Genomic DNA, 16,161 nt, shown 5'->3' with positions numbered 1-16,161 from the left:
AAGAAGGCTGGGAGGCGGACGGGGGCCACGAACAGAGGTCTGACGGGCGCTGCGGTGATCACTCCCCGAGAGCACCGACCGTGTTGCCGGGGCCGTCCAGCCACACCGTGTTCGTCTCCGGGGTCACCGTGAGCCCGTAACGGTCCAGCCCGGGGCGCCCGTTGGACAGCCACGTCGAGGCGGCGGCCTCGACCTCGGACCAGAGGGCCCGAGGCCCGCCCTGGAAAGCAAGCGCGGTGCCGTCGCTCCGACTCTCCAGCACCGCCCATGAACCGTCGGGGTGGAGGAACCACCGGCCTGCGACACCGTCGGCCGCCAGGCGCAGCCGGGTCGTGCCGGGCATGGCGAGTTGGGCGCTCCAAAGGAACGCCGGGTCGTCCAGGGTGCCGGGGCGGATGGCCGTGTCGAGGCCGGCGGCGTTGGCGCGGGATCGGAGGGCGGCGCGCATGAGGGGGCCGATCACGGGCCGCCGGGTCTCGCGAGAGAGCATGAACGAGACGTCGGAGTTGATGAACCGGCCCTCTGCTGCGCTGTCGCCGACGTGCAGCTTCACGTAGCCGTAGGCGTCGAGGCTGCCGACCAGAGACACCACGATGACCGCGCCGGGGAGCGCCTGGGCCAGCCACTCGGACGGGACTCGGCTGGGCGAGTACGTGGCGATGATCCGCTCGTACGGTCCGCTGCCCGGGCTGCCCTTGGCGCCGTCGCCGACGACCAGGTGGGGGTGGTAGCCGATGGCGGCGAGCCGTTCGCCGTCGACGGCGGACAGCCTGGCGTCGTGCTCCACGCTGGTCACGTACCGGTCGCCGAGCCGGGCGCACAGCAGCGCGGTGGAGTACCCGGTGCCGGTTCCGACTTCGAGCACGTTCACGCCGTCCGGGACGTCGAGGTCTTCGAGCATCCGCACCACGACGCCGGGCAGCGTCGAGGAGCTGGTAGGCGTCCCGGCGACGGGTTCGCCGTTCGGCCGGGTGGTGCCGTGGTCGAGCTGGGTGACCCACGTCGTGTTCTCGTAGGCCAGCCGCAGCCACTTCTGTGTGTCGGAGTCCCGGTCGACGGCGGTGTACCGCGTGATGCCGTCCGGGCCGTCCATGGTGGTGTAGAACGTCGGCAGGAAGACGTGGCGGGGCACCGCCAACACAGCGTCCCGCCACTGCGGGGTGCGCAGTGAGCCGTTGCGCTCCAGTTCCTCCACCAGGGCGACACGCAGCCCGTGTGCCCTTTCCTCGACCCCGTCCAGGGTGTCACTCACCTGTGGTGCCCTTCTCCAGAAGATCCGCGATGGCGCGCGAGACGGGCACGCCGGTCCTGTGCTCGATCCACGACCACTGGCCGTTGGGGTTCACTTCGAGGAAACGCCAGTCCCCGGCCGGCGTCACGATGAAGTCGAAGGCCCCGAAGACGAGTCCGAATTCGCGCATGAACGCGGACACGCGCTCGCGCACCGGGGCGGGGATGGTCGTCGGCTTGTACGTGAGGCTCTTGTAGTCGGTGCGCCAGTCGATCCGGGCGGCCTCCGACCCGGCGTGGATCTCCACGGGAAAGAAGCGGTTGCCGACCACGGTCAGCCGGACTTCGTGGGCCTTGTCGATCCACTCCTGGAAGAGGTGGGCGCACAGGCGCACCGAGTCGTCCAGATCCGTGGGGTCGACGATGACCGTGTCCACGGGCGCACCGAGGCTCTTGGTGATGATCGGGGTGCCGAGGTCGGCGGCGAACTTCCGGCCGGCCTCGGGGTCGTTGGTGATGATGCTGCGCGGGGGCTTCAGTCCCAGGCGCCGGGCGACGGCGAGTTGCCACGGCTTGTGGTTGGCGTCCAAGTCCCGCGCGGGGTGGTTGATCCACAGGCAGGGAAGGGAGACGGCGACGCCGACGAAGCCGGCCCGGGACTGGGCGGCGGCAAACCGCCGCCCAGTCTCGGACATGCCGCCAGGCAGTCGGAACTCTTCGGGTCTGCGGAAGTACACCGACCGGACACGGGACAGGTCGAGCGTGCGGTGCCCATTGTCGAGCACGCCGGCCCACCTGTCCTCCAGCGTCGCGGTCAGGGTGAGTTCGGTGGGGAACTCGGCGGTGTCGCATCGGAACACCGGGATGCCCCGGCCGTTCAGGTGCTCGACCACCAGATCCGCAGTCGAGTCGAGCCGGCTCGTGAGAACCAGCACCGCCTCGCCGTCGGGTTCGGTCACCTTGGCTCTCCTAGTAGAAGTCGGTGCCTTCGTCGTTCTTGCTGTCGGAGTTGGTGTTGCTGCTGGTCTCGCCGCGGGCGGTGTGCGCCCAGGGGTTGCCGTCGGAGGTGACGGCGATCTGCAACTCCTGGTCGTACGTGACGCCGGTGGCATCGGCCGGATCGCTGGTCTGACGCGCGGCGTAGCGCATGGCGAACGGCTGCCGTTCCACGGAGGTGGTGGTCACGGTGTTCTCCTCTCGTGCTCGATTTCGACGGCGCTGCCCGCGCCGGGTGGCATCAACGACGCTACGGAGCAACAACTGCTTGCCCAAAGGCAGTTGCGGAAAATTGCGGAGATTCACTCCAAGGCGTCAATCGTTGCCTCAATGGCGGCGCGCGCCTCTCGGCCGTAGACGGCGAAGCCTTGCAGCTCGGCGAACGTCCGGACGTACTCGCGGACTTCAGGAGGACTGGTGATCCGGACGCGGGCGCTGACCAGCTCGACCTCGACCTGGACGTCATCGAGGACATGGAATGTCTCCACCGGCCACAGGGTGCGCTGTGCGGTGAACGGGATGATGCCCAGACTGACGCGTGGCAGCGACATGACCGAGAGTAGATGGGCGAGCTGGCTCGCCATCACGGACGGTTCGGAGATGCGGTAACGCAGAACGGATTCCTCGACCAGGCACACGATGCGGTGGTTGCCTTCGTACATCGGCCGGGTGCTCCGCATTCGTTGGGCGACGGCCTGTTCGAGGTCGTCCGGCGAACTTGCCTCGCTCGCAAAGCGGGAGAGGATCACGGCGGCGTAGCCGGGGGTCTGGAGCATGCCGGGGACGACATCGGAGGAGTAGAAACGCAGGAGACGCGATTCCGAGTAGGACCGGGTATAGCTCTCTTGGAGCTGCCGGAGCCCGGCATGCCGGAGACGCTTCCACTCCATGTACATCGACGCGACCGACCGGGAGGCGGCGATCAATTCGGGAATCAGGTTCTCCGACCCACAGGCGGTGCACCAGGCCAGGATGTCGCTGTCGGACGGGGTGGATTCGGCCTTCTGAATCCGGGTGGTCTTCGCCGGGTGCCAGCCGCACCGGGCAGACAGCTCACGCCCGGTGAGTCCCGCGTCCTTGCGCAGGTGCAGGAGCCGATCAGCGAGCGCCTGTCGGGCTGCTTGCGCGGCGGAGAGCGGCGACGTGGCCATGAGCTGCCTGCCGGATGATCCTGAGGGGTCAGACGGTGTACTGGTCGTGGGGCAGGGCGCGTTCCCACACCGCCTCGAACGCGTTGGACACCAACTTCACCACGGCCGGGTCCTCGGTGTACTCGTGGCCGGCCCAGTCACCGTCACCGGTGAACCAGTGGAACAGCACCAGGTGGTCATCGATCAGCCAAAGGTCGTTTCCCGGCAGCGGGATGTCGGAAGCGAGTCGCCGGGGCAGCCACCGCACCTGCTCGCCGGCCGCGATGTTCACTGGGGTCAGCGCGTGCTCCCACCGGATGTAGTCGGTCACCGGCTCGGAGACGATCCTCGCCCGGCGCACCACCACGCCACGGCCGACGGTCTCCCGTACGAGCGGTACCCAGCCGGCCCAGCCTTCGGAATCCGGATCCAGATCGGCGCCGCCGGAGCGCTTGAACTCCGCGAACTCCTCGGCCTCGTCGGAGACGCCGTAGACGTCACGCATCTCCAGATGGACGGCCGTCTGCTGCGCTCCCTTCAAGAGGGAGGAAAAGTCCGGCACGTTCTGCGTCATCGCATGCCTTTCGCAGGATGGGGATCATCCGCATGGGGATGCGGACGACGGCTTCATGGTCAGGGATGCCCCGCTCGTGGCCGGGGACCCACTCGGTCCCGCAGATCCGGGCTTCGAGCACCGCGCTCGCCTTCCATCCCTGGATGACGATCTCGTGCGCCTCGTCCTCGATCCACACGGTCGGCGAGCCCCCCGACTTGGTGTCAGGGTCGATCCCAGCGAAATCCAGCGCCATCGTGATCTCCTGCGTCCAGCCCGCTGTGGGTAGTTGCGGTTCACACCGTGGCGCCGGAACAGAGGTGCGTCAAGGGGCGCGGGGTCGCACAGGAGGCGGCGCACACCAGGCCATGCGGGCGGCCCCGCGTGGCTCGGCGGGGCCGCCCGCCTGTAGGTGTTTCAGGGGGCGGTCGGGAAGTCATCGGTTTGGACGGCGGCGATGAAGGCCTGCCAGGCCTCGGGACTGAAGCCGAGGGCCGGGCCGTGCGGGTCCTTGCTGTCGCGGACCGGGACGATGCCGGTGATGCCGTCGGCGACTTCGACGCAGTTCTCGTTCGGGTTGCTGGCGCTTGCCTTCTTCCACTGCACAGGGAGTGCGGAGGCGACAGGGAAGTGGGTCACTTGAGCGGGTCTCTCTTCTGTGTGATGAGGTTGAGCGATTGGTCCAGAGACAAGGCGGCTGCCATGATTTCGTCGAACGCCGCTCGATAGACATCGACTTGGTCCGGGTCCTCAACCCAGTCGCTACTGAGTATTCCGCTGAGCAGAACCAGGTCGAGATCGCGTTGCCGAAACTCCAGGAGTGCGAACGGTCCGGTCATGCCGGGGTGCGGCGGAGCCATGGCCGGCATGACCTGAATCCTGATGTTGGGGAGCCGGCTGAACTGCAGCAGCTTGTCCAGCTGGTCAGCCATCACGCCTGGGGCGGCACTCATGGTCAGGGCCGACTCGTGGATCACGGCCCATAGCTTCAGCGGGTTCTCGGATCGAGTCAGGACGGACTGCCTGTTGATCCGGACTTCGACTCGCTCTTCGACGCTGGGCTTCTCTATGACGCCGCTGGAGATGATGGCGTGAGCGTACTGGCGGGTCTGGAGCAGGCCAGGGATGTAGGCAGATTCGTACGACTTGTTGCCCACGGCAGTCTCTTCGAGGCGGATCAGATCCGTGTAGAGCGGATTCAGTTGCTCGTAGCCCGCGATCCAGCCGGGACGCCGCTTGTCTCGAAGGATCTCGACGAGGACCTCTTTGAGCTCCTCGTCGCACTCGTAGAAGTCGAGCAGCGCGCGGACGACGTCCGGCTTGAGCTGGACGCGGGCGTTCTCGTATCTGCTGAGCTTCACCAGGTTGACGCCGTCGACCTGGGCCGCCACCTCTTCGGCCGACAGGTTCTTGAGCTCGCGAAGTCGCCTGAGCTCGGCTGCGATGCGCCGGTATCGCACGGCTGGTACTGCGACCGCCATCTATGCGACCCCTTCAAAGCTTCCAAGAGCCAGTGTGCATGGCGTATGTGATGCTTCGCCACCACCCGTGGGGAGTCTAAGGGCGCCACCTTGCCACTCGAAGTGAAAGTTTTCATATTTGCTCGACTTGCCTTGCACTTCTGATGTGGCGTGCATCGTGCTTTGCACGACGCGCGCCGTGACCGCGCGCCGCTCCTTCGCCCTGCGTCCGCCGATGGCGAGTCCGGGCGGGGCCTTCTCCTCGTCAAGCTCCTGTCCGAGCGCTGGGGTTGCTGCCCGCGCGTGCCCATCGGCAAGATCGTGTGGTCGGAGATCGGTTCCGCCGCCGCCTCCTCCGCCCCCGTGGAGCGTGTGGCGTGAACGAGGACCGCCTGGTCACCGCCGAGATCACCGGCGGTCTGATGCCGCCGACGATCTACGCCCTCCTCCCCAAGGCGCTCGACGCCCTCTGGCGTTCCCTCCAGTTCCAGCCCATGAGCCGTCCCCAGTGGCTGTGGTTCGAGCGCTACCTCACAGGCCCGTCCGCCGACCGCTTCGTCGCCGGCTACCTCGCCAGTGCGGGCCCGCTCGACCTCCCTGTCGTTCTCCCCGACTCCCTCCACCACCTGCGTCTCGGCTGGACGCCCCCCGGAGGCGAATGGTGAGCCGTCGCGCGACGGGCCGGCCCTGCCGCTCCTCCCGGCGTGGTGCGTGCTAGCTTTGAACGCGTTCAAATAAGTGGGCGCAAGGGGGAGCCGTGGCCGTGGTGCCGGGGAGTGCGAGGGTGCTGGCGGGGCTGGCGGCCGCGGTGTGCCTGCTCCCGCTGGCGCTCGTGGCGGTGGCGTTCGGCCTGGGCGGCTCGTTCTCGTTCCTGCACGTGATCGCGCTGGTCAGCGCTGCGGCCGCCGCCGTGCCGGTGTGCTACCGGGAGCTCGGCCCGTTCCGGATCGCCTGTGCGGCGGCGGGCGCGGTGGTGGCGGTCGCCTCGGTGCCGCTGCTGTTCGTGGGCATCTGGTTCGTGATCGGGTTCGGCGCGTGGCTCATGCTGGCGGCCTTCCTGTTCCTGCCGGTCGCCGCGATCCCCGCGCTGGTGGCCGCGTTCCAGCGCGCCCGCGGCCCCGAGTACGGCCAGACGGCGGCCGTCCTCGGGTGGACCGTCGGGGTGCTGTCGCTGCTGGGCTGGTCGCTGGTCGCGCTCTACGCGGTGATGGGGCGCTGAACTCCCGGACGGCCCGCCGTCGTCAGCCGCCGAACCGCTCGCGAAGCGCCGCCAGGCCGGCCGTGAACACCCCGTGGAGGCGGTCGGCGGTGGCCTTGCGGTGATCGGCGTCGACGTCGTACGTGGCGCTCCACTCCACGAAGCTGGCGTCGAGCGCGGTGACCTGGGTGACCCGCAGCGTCGCCCGGTAGCCGTACAGCTCGAACGTCCCGTCGGGGAAGCTGTAGGTGTAGCTGCGGGCCTCCTCGTCGTAGGCGAGCAGCGTCTCGTACAGCGCCGCGCCGTCGATCTCGAACACCCGGACCGACCCGATCGCGTTGCCCGTCAGCTCGTTGCCGAGGCTGCTGGCCGGCAGCCCCGGGTGCCAGCCGCCGAGGTCGTGGAAGTCCCCCAGCAGCTCCCACACCCGCTCGGCCGGAGCCTCCACGACCGTGCTGACCTTGATACCCGCCATCGTCGTCGCCTTTCGCCAACCTTCGTACGGACGGGCACCATCCTCGGGCCGGCGCGCGGCGGACGCCAGGGCGCCCGGTGATGAGCGCGGGATGTTCACCGTCCCGGCGCGGCCGCTTCGAGGTCGTCGACGGTGCCGGACATGACGGTGCGCAGGTGCCGGGTGAGGTGGTCGGTCGGCCAGTCCCACCAGGCGAGGGCGAGCAGGCGGGCGATGTCCGGCTCGCTGTAGCGGGTGCGGATGAGCTTGGCCGGGTTGCCGCCGACGATCCCGTAGTCGGGGACGTCGTCGACGACGACGGCGCCGGAGGCGATGATCGCGCCGTGGCCGATGCGCACGCCGGGCATCACCATGGCGCCGTAGCCGATCCAGACGTCGTTGCCGACCACCGTGTCCCCCCGGCCGGCGAGGCCGGTGATCAGGTCGAAGTGCTCGGCCCAGCTTCCGCCCATGATGGGGAACGGGAAGGTCGAGGGGCCGTCCATGCGGTGGTTCGCCCCGTTCATGATGAACCGGACCCCCGAACCCAGTGCGCAGAACCTCCCGATCACCAGCCGCTCCGGGCCGTAGTGGTAGAGCACGTTGCGGGTCTCGAACGCGGTCGCGTCGTCCGGGTCGTCGTAGTAGGAGTAGTCGCCGACGTCGATCAGCGGGGACGTCACCAACGGCTTGAGGAGCACCACGCGGGGCTGCCCGGTCACCGGATGGAGAGTCGAGGGGTCCGGTGGAACTGAACTCATGGCGACACCGCTTCGGATCGTCAGGTGTGAAGAGCGGAAAGGATATTGATCATCCCACGGGCTAGGATCGCGGCCCATGGATGCGAGCACCCGAACCGACCTGATCGCCGTCCCGCCCGGCCGCGTCACGCTGTCGGACCGCCGTACGCAGCGGAGCTGGACCGTCGAGCTCGCCCCCTACGAGCTGGCGCCCTGTCCGGTCACCCGCGAGCAGTACGGCGCCGGGGCCGGCGACCGGCTCCCCGCCGACAGCGTCTCCTGGTACGACGCCGTCCGCTACTGCAACGACCTGTCCCGGCGGGACGGGCTGGCGCCGGCCTACCGGCTCGACGGTGAGTCCGCCACCTGGGACCGCGCCGCCGACGGCTACCGGCTGCCCACCGAGGCCGAGTGGGAGCACGCCTGCCGCGCCGGGACGGACGGCCCCCGCTACGGGCCGCTCGACCAGATCGCGTGGCACCGCGGCAACTCGGACGAGCGCCCGCACCCGGTGGGCGGCCTGCGCCCCAACGGCTTCGGCCTGTACGACCTGCTCGGCAACGTGTGGGAGTGGTGCTGGGACGTGTACGACGCCGAGGTGTACGGCGGCTACCGCGTGCTGCGCGGCGGCGGCTGGTTCGACGAGCACTGGAGCTGCCGTGCCTCCGTCCGCCGCCGCAGCCACCCCACCCTGCGGATCGACGACGTCGGCTTCCGGCTCGCCCGGACGATCACCGGCTGAAGGCGCGCCCCCGGGGAACCCGGGCCAGGTCGCGGACCGTTGGGCCCTGCATGAACGATGCACCGGTGTCCCTCAGACCGATCGGCGAAGCCGACCTCGACCCGCTCGAAGCGCTGCTGCACGACCCCCAGGCGGTGGGCCCGTTCCAGTGGTACGGGTGGCGTGACCCCGCGCGGTTCCGGCGCCGCTGGGCGGAGTACGGCCTGCTGGCGCCCGAGCAGTCGATGCTCGCGGTGCTCGCCGGGGACGAGTTCGCCGGGTTTGTCGCCTGGCGGCAGGCGGGCCAGGTGGACGTGGCGCCGTACTGGAACGTCGGCATCGTGCTCCGCCCGGAGGCGCGCGGCCGGGGCATCGGCACGCAGGCCCAACGGCTGCTGGTGGACTACCTGTTCGCCCACACCCCGGTGATGCGGCTGGAGGCGGACACCGAGGACGCCAACCTCGCCGAGCAGCGCGCGCTGGAGAAGTGCGGCTTCGTCCGCGAGGGCGTCCAGCGCAGCAGGGGCTTCCGGGACGGCCAATGGCGGGACATGGTCCTCTACAGCCTGCTGCGCACCGACCCCCGGCCCTGATCCGCAAGACCCGTCAGGCGGCCCCGAACCACTCCTCCGCGAGGGCGTCCAGCGTCCGCGCGGAGGGCTTCAACTCCTCCAGGTACCACGGCAGATGGCTGTACACGTGGAGCAGCGTGTATCCGCGGCCAGGCGGGGGCCAGGCCCCCGCCGGACAGCCGTGACATCAGCACGTGGCGCCAGCCGTCGACGTGGCGTCCTCACCCGCCGCCAGGGCGCCCTGCCGACCCCCACTCCCGACGTACGGGCCGCCGGGGAACAGCTTGAGGACGTGCGCGTCGCCCACCGCGTAGACCGGGACGGAGCCTTCCGCGAAGCGCTCCAACGGCAGCCCGGCGAGGCCGAGTTCGGCGCAGAGCGTCTCGGCTCCGGGGCGCATCACCGCCTCGTCGCGCACGATCGCGTCCCACTGCTCTTCCGTCTCCACCACCGGCAGCATGGGCGCACGGTAGGCGGACCGGCGCCGCTGCGGCAAAGGCTTTTCAGCGGGTCCGGTGGGTTCGGCGGGTTAGCGGTTCAGTGGGGCCCGCAGACGTCGGTGGCGGCGGGGGAGAGGGGTTCCGGGCCGCCGGCCGGGTCGCGGGTGAGGAGGTAGCGGGCGCCGGGGCCGGTGTCGGCGGCGCGGTCGGCGGCGTTGTAGAGGGAGCAGCGGGAGAGGGAGAGGCAGCCGCAGCCGATGCAGCCGGTCAGCTTGGCCTTGAGGCGCTGGAGCTCGGCGATCTGCTCGTCGATGCGGCTCTGCCAGGATTCGGCGACCCGGTCCCACTCGGTGCCGCTGGGGGCGGGGCGCTCGGGGAGCCGGTCGAGGGCGACGCGGGCCTCGTCGAGGGACAGGCCGACGCGCTGGGCGGCGCGGACGAAGGCGATCCGGCGCAGCGTGCCGCGGGGGTAGCGGCGCTGGCCGCCGGCGGTGCGGGTGGCGTGGATGAGGCCGAGGCTCTCGTAGTAGCGCAGGGCGGAGGCGGCGAGGCCGCTGCGGCGGCCGAGCTGGCCGATGGTGAGCAGGTCGTCGCGGTGCGGGCCGGGTGCTCGGCCGTGGTCCGGGGTCGCGGTCATGGGCACCCACTCTAGCCGCTTGACCTCAAGTCGACTTTAAGTTGCACCATCGTGGTCATGACGACGAACGCAACCGCGGACCGCGCGGAAACCGCCCGTTTCGAGGACCTGTCGGCGCTGATGGGTCTGATGACCGGCGACGAGAAGCACGGCCCGGCCGCCACCTCCACCCTGGACGCGCTCTGGGTGCTGTACGACCGGGTCCTGCGGGTGAGCCCGGAGCGGGCCGAGGCGCAGGACCGGGACCGCTTCCTGCTCTCCAAGGGCCACGGCCCGATGGCGTACTACGCGGTGCTCGCGGCCAAGGGCTTCATCGACCCCGGGGTGCTGCCGAGCTTCGGCGGCTACGACTCTCCGCTCGGCCACCACCCGGACCGGATGCTCGTCCCCGGGGTGGAGATCGCCTCCGGCTCGCTCGGGCACGGCCTGCCGCTGGGCGTCGGCACGGCGCTCGGGCTGCGGGCGCAGGGCCTGACCGACCCGGCGGTGTGGGCGCTGGTCGGCGACGCCGAGTTCGACGAGGGCTCCAACCACGAGGCGGTGGCCTTCGCCGGTGCGTACGGGCTGGAGCGGCTGCACGTGGTGGTGATCGACAACTCCTCGGCCACGCACGGCTGGCACGGCGGGATCGCGGCCCGGTTCGCGGCCGAGGGCTGGTCCGCCGTGACGGTGGACGGCCGCGACCACGAGGCGCTGTACCGCGCCTACACCGCCGAGCACCCGGGCCGCCCGCACGTGGTGGTCGCCCGGGTCGAGCCCAAGGACTCCTGAGCCCGAGGACTCCTGAGCCCGAGGACTCCCGGGCCAGAAAACCCCCACGCAATCGCCGACCAGCACGAACCGAAAGGCACTTCACCGATGGACACCATGCGCGAGCGCTTCATCGACGTCACCAGCCGCCTGCTGGACGAGGACCCCCGGCTGGCCGTGGTGCTCGCCGACATCAGTGCGGCCGCCTTCGCCCCGGCCCAGCAGCGCCACCCGGACCGGGTGGTCAACGTCGGCATCCGCGAGCAACTGCTGATCGGCGCGGCCGGCGGCCTGGCGCTGGCCGGGATGCGCCCGATCGCCCACACCTTCGCCAGCTTCCTCGTCGAACGGCCCTTCGAGCAGGTCAAGTTGGACCTCGTCCACCAGGGCGTCGGTGCCGTCCTGGTGAGCGCGGCCGGCTCCTACGACTGGCCGGCCGGCGGCCGCACCCACATGTCCCCGGGCGACGTCGCCCTGCTGGACACCCTGCCGGACTGGACGGTCCACGTGCCGGGCCACCCGGACGAGGCCGAGCAACTGCTGCGCCACGCCGTCGCGGACGGCGACCGCAACGTCTACGTCCGCCTCTCCGAGCACCGGAACGCGCAGGCCCTGCCGGTCGAGCCGGGCCGGTTCACCACCGTGCGGCAGGGCTCGCGCGGCGTGGTCCTCGCGGTCGGGCCGATGCTGGACGCGGTGCTCGCGGCCACCGAGGGCCTGGACACCAGCGTGCTGTACGCGGCGACGGTGCGCCCCTTCGACGCGGCCGGGCTGCGGGCGGCGCTGGGGGAGCGGGCGGACGTGGTGCTGGTGGAGCCGTACCTGGCGGGCACCTCGGCGAACGAGGCGCACGCCGCGCTGGCCGACCGCCCGCACCGGGTGCTGGGCCTGGGCGTGCCGCGCGAGGAGCACCGGCACTACGGCTCGATCCCGGAGCACCTGACCGCCTACGGCTTGGACGCGGCCTCGCTGCGGGAGCGGATCGCCACCTTCCTCTGGTGACGCCCGTGGTGGGTCAGGGCGCGACGACCGCCACCGCGACGACCGCTACCGCGTCCGCCCCCAGCCGTACCGCCGTCCCGTCCAGCGCCGCCGCCCCGAAGGCCGCGACCAGTTCGCGCCCGGTCCCGTCCAGCGGCAGGGCGGCCTCGGCGGGGCCGAGGTTGACGGCGATCCGGTACGGCCCGCGGTGCACCACCAGCCAGCGCGCCGCCTCGTCGTACGCCACCCGCACCGCGCCGAGGTCGGGGTCGGACAGCTCCGGCCGGTCGCGGCGCAGCCGGATCAACGTCCGGTGCCAGGCGAGGAGTTCGGCGTGCGGGGCGCGCCGGGGCTCGGTCCAGTCGAGGACGGAGCGCAGGACGGTGGCGGGCTCCTGCGGGTCGGGGACGGACTCGGCGGCCCAGCCGTGGTCGGTGAACTCCCGGCGCCGGCCCTGCCGGACGGCCTCGGCGAGCTGCGGGTCGGTGTGGTCGGTGAAGTACTGCCAGGGGGTGGCCGCGCCCCACTCCTCGCCCATGAACAGCATCGGGGTGAACGGCGAGGTGAGCACCAGCGCGGCGCCGCAGGCGAGCCGGCCGGCGGTGAGGCAGGTGGAGATGCGGTCCCCGAGGGCCCGGTTGCCGATCTGGTCGTGGGTCTGGAGGTAGCCGAGCAGCCGGTGCCCGCCGTCCGGGGGGAAGGGGCGGCCGTGGCCGCGGCCGCGGAAGCCGGACCAGGTGCCGTCGTGGAAGAAGCCGCGGGTGAGCGTCTTGCCGAGGGCGGCGAGCGGGCGGCGCGCGAAGTCGCCGTAGTAGCCCTGGGATTCGCCGGTGAGCGCGCAGTGCAGGGCGTGGTGGAAGTCGTCGCTCCACTGCGCGGTGAGGCCCTGGCCTCCGGCCGCGCGGGGGGCGGTGGTGCGCGGGGTGTTGAGGTCGGATTCGGCGATCAGGAACAGCGGGCGGTTGGTCGCGACGGCCAACTTCTCGACCTCGTGGGACAGTTCCTCCAGGAAGTGGACGGCCCGGTCGTCCGCGAGGGCGTGTACGGCGTCCAGCCGCAGGCCGTCGATCCGGTAGTCGCGCAGCCAGCCGAGCGCGCTGCCGATCAGGTAGCGGCGCACCTCGTCGGAGCCGGGGGCGTCCAGGTTGACCGCCGCCCCCCACGGTGTGTGGTGCCGGTCGGTGAAGTACGGGCCGTACGCGGGAAGGTGGTTGCCGGAGGGGCCGAGGTGGTTGTGGACGACGTCCAGCACCACGCCGAGGCCCTTGCGGTGGGCGGCGTCGACGAAGCGCTTCAGCCCCTCGGGCCCGCCGTACGGCTCGTGCACGGCCCACGGCGAGACCCCGTCGTAGCCCCAGCCGTGCCGGCCGGGGAACGGGCAGACCGGCATCAGTTCGACGAAGTCGACGCCCAACTCGACGAGGTGGTCGAGGTGTTCGGCGGCGGCGTCGAAGGTGCCGCGGGGGGTGAAGGTGCCGATGTGCAGCTCGTACAGCACGGCGCCGGGCAGCGCGCGGCCGCGCCAGCCGGTCCGCGACCAGCGGAACGCGGCGTGGTCGACCGGGCGGCTGGGGCCGTCGGGGCCGTGCGGCTGCCAGGGGGAGCGGGGGTCGGGCAGCGGCGGCCCGCCGTCGAGGCGGAAGGCGTAGTCGCCGGCCGGAGCGCCGCCGGTCCACCAGCCCGGGCGCTGCGGGCACCGGGCCAGCGGATGGGCGGAGCCGTCGACCTCGACCTCGACCCGGTCGGTGGCCAGGGGCGCCCACACCTCGTAGGTCCGCACGCTCAGCTCCTCCTCGTCAGCAGTGCCACCGGCCGGTCCGCCAGCAGCCGCGCGACGGGCACCGGGCCCGCCGGGTGGGTCCGCAGCGTCAGCAGGTCCGTCCAGGGCCCGCCCTCGGGCAGCTCCAGGACGGTGCCGCGCCAGCCGCCGGCGCGTTCCAGCCCGTACGGGAGCCGGGTGACGGCGGTGACCACGTCGGCGCCGCGGGCGAAGGCCAGCAGGTGGTCGGCGGCGGGGCCGGCGGCGGCCAGCGGCCGGTAGGGCCCGAGCGGGCGGTCGCGCCGCAGGTGCAGCGCCGCCCTGGTGAGGTGCAGCTTCTCGCGGGCGAGGTCGCCGGGGCGCGGGGCGGCCGCGTCGGTGAGCCGGACGGCGAGCGCGCCGAGGTCCACCACGCCCCGGTTGTCCGGGTCGACGAGGGTGTACAGCGGCTCCTCGCTGCCCTGGTAGAGGTCGGGCACGCCCGGGACGGTGAGGTGCAGCAGCGCGGCGGCGAGGGTGTTGGCGCGGGCGTACGGGGCGAGGGCGTGCACCAGGCCCTCGATCCGGGGCAGCAGTCCGGGGTTGGTGTGGACGGCGCGGGCGCGCACGGTGAGCGCCTGCTCGAAGCGGGCGTCGGGGGTGGTCCAGGAGGTGTGCAGCTTGGCCTCGCGGGCGGCCTTGAGGAGGGCCGCGACGAGCCGGTCGGGGTCGATCGGCCAGGCGGCGACGAGGGTGTGCCAGAGCAGCCAGTCGCCGTCGCGGGCACCTGGGTCGCTTTCGTCGTCGTGATCGCCGTGGGGGCCGGGCCCGGCGGCGGTGGACCAGGCGGCGGCCTCGGCGGCCCAGGCCTCGGGCTGCTCGGCGAGGACGGCGAGCCGGGCGCGGGCGTCGGCGCTGCGCTTGGTGTCGTGGGTGGACAGTACGGTCATGCTGTGCGGCCAGGCGCGTTCCAGGTAGCGGCACCAGTCGTGGAACCGGGCCGGGGGCAGCCCCGGCCGGCCGGGCTCGCCGCCGACCTCGTTGAGGCCGGGCAGCGCGTTCCACCGGTAGAAGGCGGTGTCCTCGACGCCCTTGGCGGCGACGGCGGCGGCGGTCTGCGCGAAGCGCTCGCAGAACTCGTCCTTGTCCGGCCCGCTCCCCAGCTCCCCGAGGGCCAGTGCGGCGACCAGCCGGTCCGTCGGGTCGCCCGAGCCGCCCAGCGCCGCGCGCACCTGCTCGGCGGAGGCCGGCGGCACCGGCTCCCCGGGCCGGGCGTACGGCCGGTACGCCGGGTAGCCGGTGAACAGCCGCCGCAGCGCCGCGCGCAGCTGCCAGGGCGCGTGGTCGGCGTGCGCGGGCTCGGCGGCGCCGATCCGCAGCGCGATCCGCACCAGCCGGTCGACCTCGGCGGCCAGCTCGCCGTGCGGCGCGGTCATGGCGGCCCGCCCGCGCCGGGCGGCGGCGACCGCCGGGTGGGGGTCGGCGCAGGGTTCGCCGTCCGGCGCGGAGCCGGTCAGGAACGCCGCGTACGCCCCGGCCAGCCGGCAGGCGCCCGCGTGGTCGGTGAGCACGCCGTCGATGCGGCGCAGCGCGTCGTAGCCGGTCGTCCCGGCGACCGGCCAGTCCGCGGGCAGCCGCTCGTCGCCGGTGAGGATCTTCTCGACGACGGTGTACGCCCCGCCGGTGGCGCCGGCGAGGCGGCGCAGGTAGCCGCGCGGGTCGGCGAGCCCGTCGGGGTGGTCGATCCGGAAGCCGTCGACGACGCCGTCGGCGTGCAGCCGCAGCAAGGTGGCGTGGGTGGCGGCGAACACCTCGGGCTCCTCGACCCGGACGGCGATCAGCTCGTTGACGGTGAAGAAGCGCCGGTAGTTCAGTTCGGTGCGGGCCAGCCGCCACCAGGCGAGCCGGTACCACTGGCGGGCGAGCAGCTCGGCCGGCGGCAGCCCCGAGGTGCCGGGCCGCAGCGGCAGCTCGTGGTCGTGGTAGCGCAGCACCTCGCCGTCCACCACCAGCTGGTCCAGCACGGCGCCGAGCCGGTCGCCGAGCAGCGGCAGCAGCACCCGGCCGCGCGCCGGGGCGTCGACGGGGCCGGGCTGGGCCGCCCAGTCGATGTCGAACCAGCGCGCGTACGGCGAGTCGGGGCCGTCGCGCAGCACCTGCCACAGCGGCTGGTTGAGCCGCTCGGGGACGGGCACCGCCATGTGGTTGGGCACCACGTCGACGAGCAGCCGCAGGCCGTGCCGGTGGGCGGTGTCGGCCAGCGCGCGCAGGGCGCCCTCGCCGCCGAGCTGCTCGCTGACCCGGCCGTGGTCGACGGTGTCGTAGCCGTGGGTGGAGCCGGGGGCGGCCTCCAGCAGCGGGGACAGGTGCAGGTGGGAGACGCCGAGGGCGGCGAGGTAGGGGACGGCGGCGGCGGCGTCGTGGAGGGTGAAGCCGGGTTGCAGCTGGAGGCGGTAGCTGGCCGTGGGGGCCGTGGCGGTGGCGGTAGGGGTGGCGGATGAGGGGGAGGTGGCGGCCGGGCGGGGCGGTGCGGGCTCGGCGGCGGAGGTCATAGGTCCATG

Annotated in this window: 20 protein-coding genes; 6 read left to right on the top strand and 14 right to left on the bottom strand. The window is 72.2% G+C overall.

The features are described 5' to 3' along the window. Window positions 1–58 precede the first annotated feature (58 nt). The 8 genes from OG556_RS08185 to OG556_RS08150 all read right to left on the bottom strand — a co-directional run bounded on the left by OG556_RS08185 (window position 59) and on the right by OG556_RS08150 (window position 5,390). Window positions 59–1,252: a methyltransferase gene (locus OG556_RS08185; RefSeq protein ID WP_371516539.1), complete on the bottom strand. Its 1,194-nt coding sequence runs from the start codon at window positions 1,250–1,252 to the stop codon at window positions 59–61. After that, entirely contained in the window at window positions 1,245–2,189 is a 945-nt protein-coding gene (gene tgmB, locus OG556_RS08180; RefSeq protein ID WP_371516538.1) for an ATP-grasp ribosomal peptide maturase, read from the bottom strand. Before tgmB ends, OG556_RS08185 begins: the two co-directional genes overlap by 8 nt. A 10-nt stretch (window positions 2,190–2,199) precedes the next feature. After that, window positions 2,200–2,415, bottom strand: a complete 216-nt coding sequence (gene tgmA / locus OG556_RS08175) for a putative ATP-grasp-modified RiPP (RefSeq protein ID WP_371516537.1) — start codon at window positions 2,413–2,415, stop codon at window positions 2,200–2,202. Between the two features lie 113 nt (window positions 2,416–2,528). Next, complete coding sequence (locus OG556_RS08170; protein WP_371516536.1) at window positions 2,529–3,377, bottom strand: helix-turn-helix domain-containing protein; 849 nt, start codon at window positions 3,375–3,377, stop codon at window positions 2,529–2,531. 28 nt (window positions 3,378–3,405) lie between these two features. Then, the gene (locus OG556_RS08165) at window positions 3,406–3,930 is read right to left on the bottom strand and encodes a DUF6879 family protein (RefSeq protein WP_371516535.1); all 525 of its coding nucleotides are present in this window, start codon (window positions 3,928–3,930) and stop codon (window positions 3,406–3,408) included. Further along, entirely contained in the window at window positions 3,854–4,165 is a 312-nt protein-coding gene (locus OG556_RS08160; protein WP_371516534.1) for a hypothetical protein, read from the bottom strand. The genes OG556_RS08165 and OG556_RS08160 overlap by 77 nt, the downstream gene beginning before the upstream one ends. A 161-nt stretch (window positions 4,166–4,326) precedes the next feature. Then, window positions 4,327–4,548, bottom strand: coding sequence for a DUF397 domain-containing protein (locus OG556_RS08155; protein WP_371516533.1), 222 nt, complete (start codon window positions 4,546–4,548; stop codon window positions 4,327–4,329). After that, window positions 4,545–5,390, bottom strand: coding sequence for a helix-turn-helix domain-containing protein (locus OG556_RS08150; RefSeq protein WP_371516532.1), 846 nt, complete (start codon window positions 5,388–5,390; stop codon window positions 4,545–4,547). Before OG556_RS08150 ends, OG556_RS08155 begins: the two co-directional genes overlap by 4 nt. A gap of 356 nt (window positions 5,391–5,746) precedes the next feature. On the opposite strand from OG556_RS08150, the gene OG556_RS08145 reads away from it, so the two are divergent. Next, window positions 5,747–6,034 (top strand): hypothetical protein, encoded by a 288-nt coding sequence (locus OG556_RS08145; RefSeq protein ID WP_063347121.1) that lies wholly within the window; start codon window positions 5,747–5,749, stop codon window positions 6,032–6,034. Between the two features lie 92 nt (window positions 6,035–6,126). Beyond that, window positions 6,127–6,588, top strand: a complete 462-nt coding sequence (locus OG556_RS08140; RefSeq protein ID WP_371516531.1) for a hypothetical protein — start codon at window positions 6,127–6,129, stop codon at window positions 6,586–6,588. 22 nt (window positions 6,589–6,610) lie between these two features. On the opposite strand, the gene OG556_RS08135 is transcribed toward OG556_RS08140, so the two are convergent. Together OG556_RS08135 and OG556_RS08130 are read right to left on the bottom strand one after the other, a co-directional pair. Next, window positions 6,611–7,042, bottom strand: coding sequence for an SRPBCC family protein (locus OG556_RS08135; protein WP_371516530.1), 432 nt, complete (start codon window positions 7,040–7,042; stop codon window positions 6,611–6,613). A 95-nt stretch (window positions 7,043–7,137) separates the two neighbouring features. Further along, entirely contained in the window at window positions 7,138–7,782 is a 645-nt protein-coding gene (locus tag OG556_RS08130) for a CatB-related O-acetyltransferase (RefSeq protein ID WP_371516529.1), read from the bottom strand. Between the two features lie 76 nt (window positions 7,783–7,858). Between OG556_RS08130 and OG556_RS08125 the strand changes: the two genes are divergently transcribed. Then, on the top strand, window positions 7,859–8,503 hold the full coding sequence (locus tag OG556_RS08125; protein WP_371516528.1) for a formylglycine-generating enzyme family protein: 645 nt from the start codon (window positions 7,859–7,861) through the stop codon (window positions 8,501–8,503). A gap of 65 nt (window positions 8,504–8,568) precedes the next feature. Next, window positions 8,569–9,075, top strand: a complete 507-nt coding sequence (locus tag OG556_RS08120) for a GNAT family N-acetyltransferase (RefSeq protein WP_371516527.1) — start codon at window positions 8,569–8,571, stop codon at window positions 9,073–9,075. A 166-nt stretch (window positions 9,076–9,241) separates the two neighbouring features. Here the strand turns inward: OG556_RS08120 and OG556_RS08115 are convergent, their stop codons facing one another. Further along, on the bottom strand, window positions 9,242–9,514 hold the full coding sequence (locus OG556_RS08115) for a hypothetical protein (protein ID WP_371516526.1): 273 nt from the start codon (window positions 9,512–9,514) through the stop codon (window positions 9,242–9,244). Between the two features lie 77 nt (window positions 9,515–9,591). Further along, window positions 9,592–10,131 (bottom strand): redox-sensitive transcriptional activator SoxR, encoded by a 540-nt coding sequence (soxR, locus tag OG556_RS08110; RefSeq protein WP_371516525.1) that lies wholly within the window; start codon window positions 10,129–10,131, stop codon window positions 9,592–9,594. Between the two features lie 57 nt (window positions 10,132–10,188). On the opposite strand from soxR, the gene OG556_RS08105 reads away from it, so the two are divergent. Together OG556_RS08105 and OG556_RS08100 are read left to right on the top strand one after the other, a co-directional pair. Continuing rightward, window positions 10,189–10,902, top strand: coding sequence for a transketolase (locus tag OG556_RS08105; protein WP_371516524.1), 714 nt, complete (start codon window positions 10,189–10,191; stop codon window positions 10,900–10,902). 87 nt (window positions 10,903–10,989) lie between these two features. Beyond that, the gene (locus tag OG556_RS08100; protein WP_371516523.1) at window positions 10,990–11,883 is read left to right on the top strand and encodes a transketolase family protein; all 894 of its coding nucleotides are present in this window, start codon (window positions 10,990–10,992) and stop codon (window positions 11,881–11,883) included. Window positions 11,884–11,896: 13 nt separating this feature from the next. Here the strand turns inward: OG556_RS08100 and treZ are convergent, their stop codons facing one another. Further along, window positions 11,897–13,642, bottom strand: a complete 1,746-nt coding sequence (treZ, locus tag OG556_RS08095; protein ID WP_371516522.1) for a malto-oligosyltrehalose trehalohydrolase — start codon at window positions 13,640–13,642, stop codon at window positions 11,897–11,899. A 2-nt stretch (window positions 13,643–13,644) separates the two neighbouring features. Then, window positions 13,645–16,152 (bottom strand): malto-oligosyltrehalose synthase, encoded by a 2,508-nt coding sequence (gene treY, locus OG556_RS08090; RefSeq protein ID WP_371516521.1) that lies wholly within the window; start codon window positions 16,150–16,152, stop codon window positions 13,645–13,647. Between the last annotated feature and the right edge of the window lie 9 nt (window positions 16,153–16,161).

This window comes from Kitasatospora sp. NBC_01300, from assembly GCF_041435235.1.
Lineage (GTDB): Bacteria > Actinomycetota > Actinomycetes > Streptomycetales > Streptomycetaceae > Kitasatospora.
This window is presented reverse-complemented; position numbering and strand designations above follow the sequence as displayed.

Excerpts from the sequence above, each read along its gene's own strand:
- OG556_RS08170 (WP_371516536.1), bottom strand. The coding sequence starts at position 3,377 with ATGGCCACGTCGCCGCTCTCCGCCGCGCAAGCAGCCCGACAGGCGCTC.
- OG556_RS08165 (WP_371516535.1), bottom strand. The coding sequence starts at position 3,930 with ATGACGCAGAACGTGCCGGACTTTTCCTCCCTCTTGAAGGGAGCGCAG.
- OG556_RS08160 (WP_371516534.1), bottom strand. The coding sequence starts at position 4,165 with ATGGCGCTGGATTTCGCTGGGATCGACCCTGACACCAAGTCGGGGGGC.
- OG556_RS08150 (WP_371516532.1), bottom strand. The coding sequence starts at position 5,390 with ATGGCGGTCGCAGTACCAGCCGTGCGATACCGGCGCATCGCAGCCGAG.
- OG556_RS08135 (WP_371516530.1), bottom strand. The coding sequence starts at position 7,042 with ATGGCGGGTATCAAGGTCAGCACGGTCGTGGAGGCTCCGGCCGAGCGG.
- OG556_RS08130 (WP_371516529.1), bottom strand. The coding sequence starts at position 7,782 with ATGAGTTCAGTTCCACCGGACCCCTCGACTCTCCATCCGGTGACCGGG.
- OG556_RS08125 (WP_371516528.1), top strand. The coding sequence starts at position 7,859 with ATGGATGCGAGCACCCGAACCGACCTGATCGCCGTCCCGCCCGGCCGC.
- OG556_RS08115 (WP_371516526.1), bottom strand. The coding sequence starts at position 9,514 with ATGCTGCCGGTGGTGGAGACGGAAGAGCAGTGGGACGCGATCGTGCGC.
- soxR (WP_371516525.1), bottom strand. The coding sequence starts at position 10,131 with ATGACCGCGACCCCGGACCACGGCCGAGCACCCGGCCCGCACCGCGAC.
- OG556_RS08105 (WP_371516524.1), top strand. The coding sequence starts at position 10,189 with ATGACGACGAACGCAACCGCGGACCGCGCGGAAACCGCCCGTTTCGAG.
- OG556_RS08100 (WP_371516523.1), top strand. The coding sequence starts at position 10,990 with ATGGACACCATGCGCGAGCGCTTCATCGACGTCACCAGCCGCCTGCTG.
- treY (WP_371516521.1), bottom strand. The coding sequence starts at position 16,152 with ATGACCTCCGCCGCCGAGCCCGCACCGCCCCGCCCGGCCGCCACCTCC.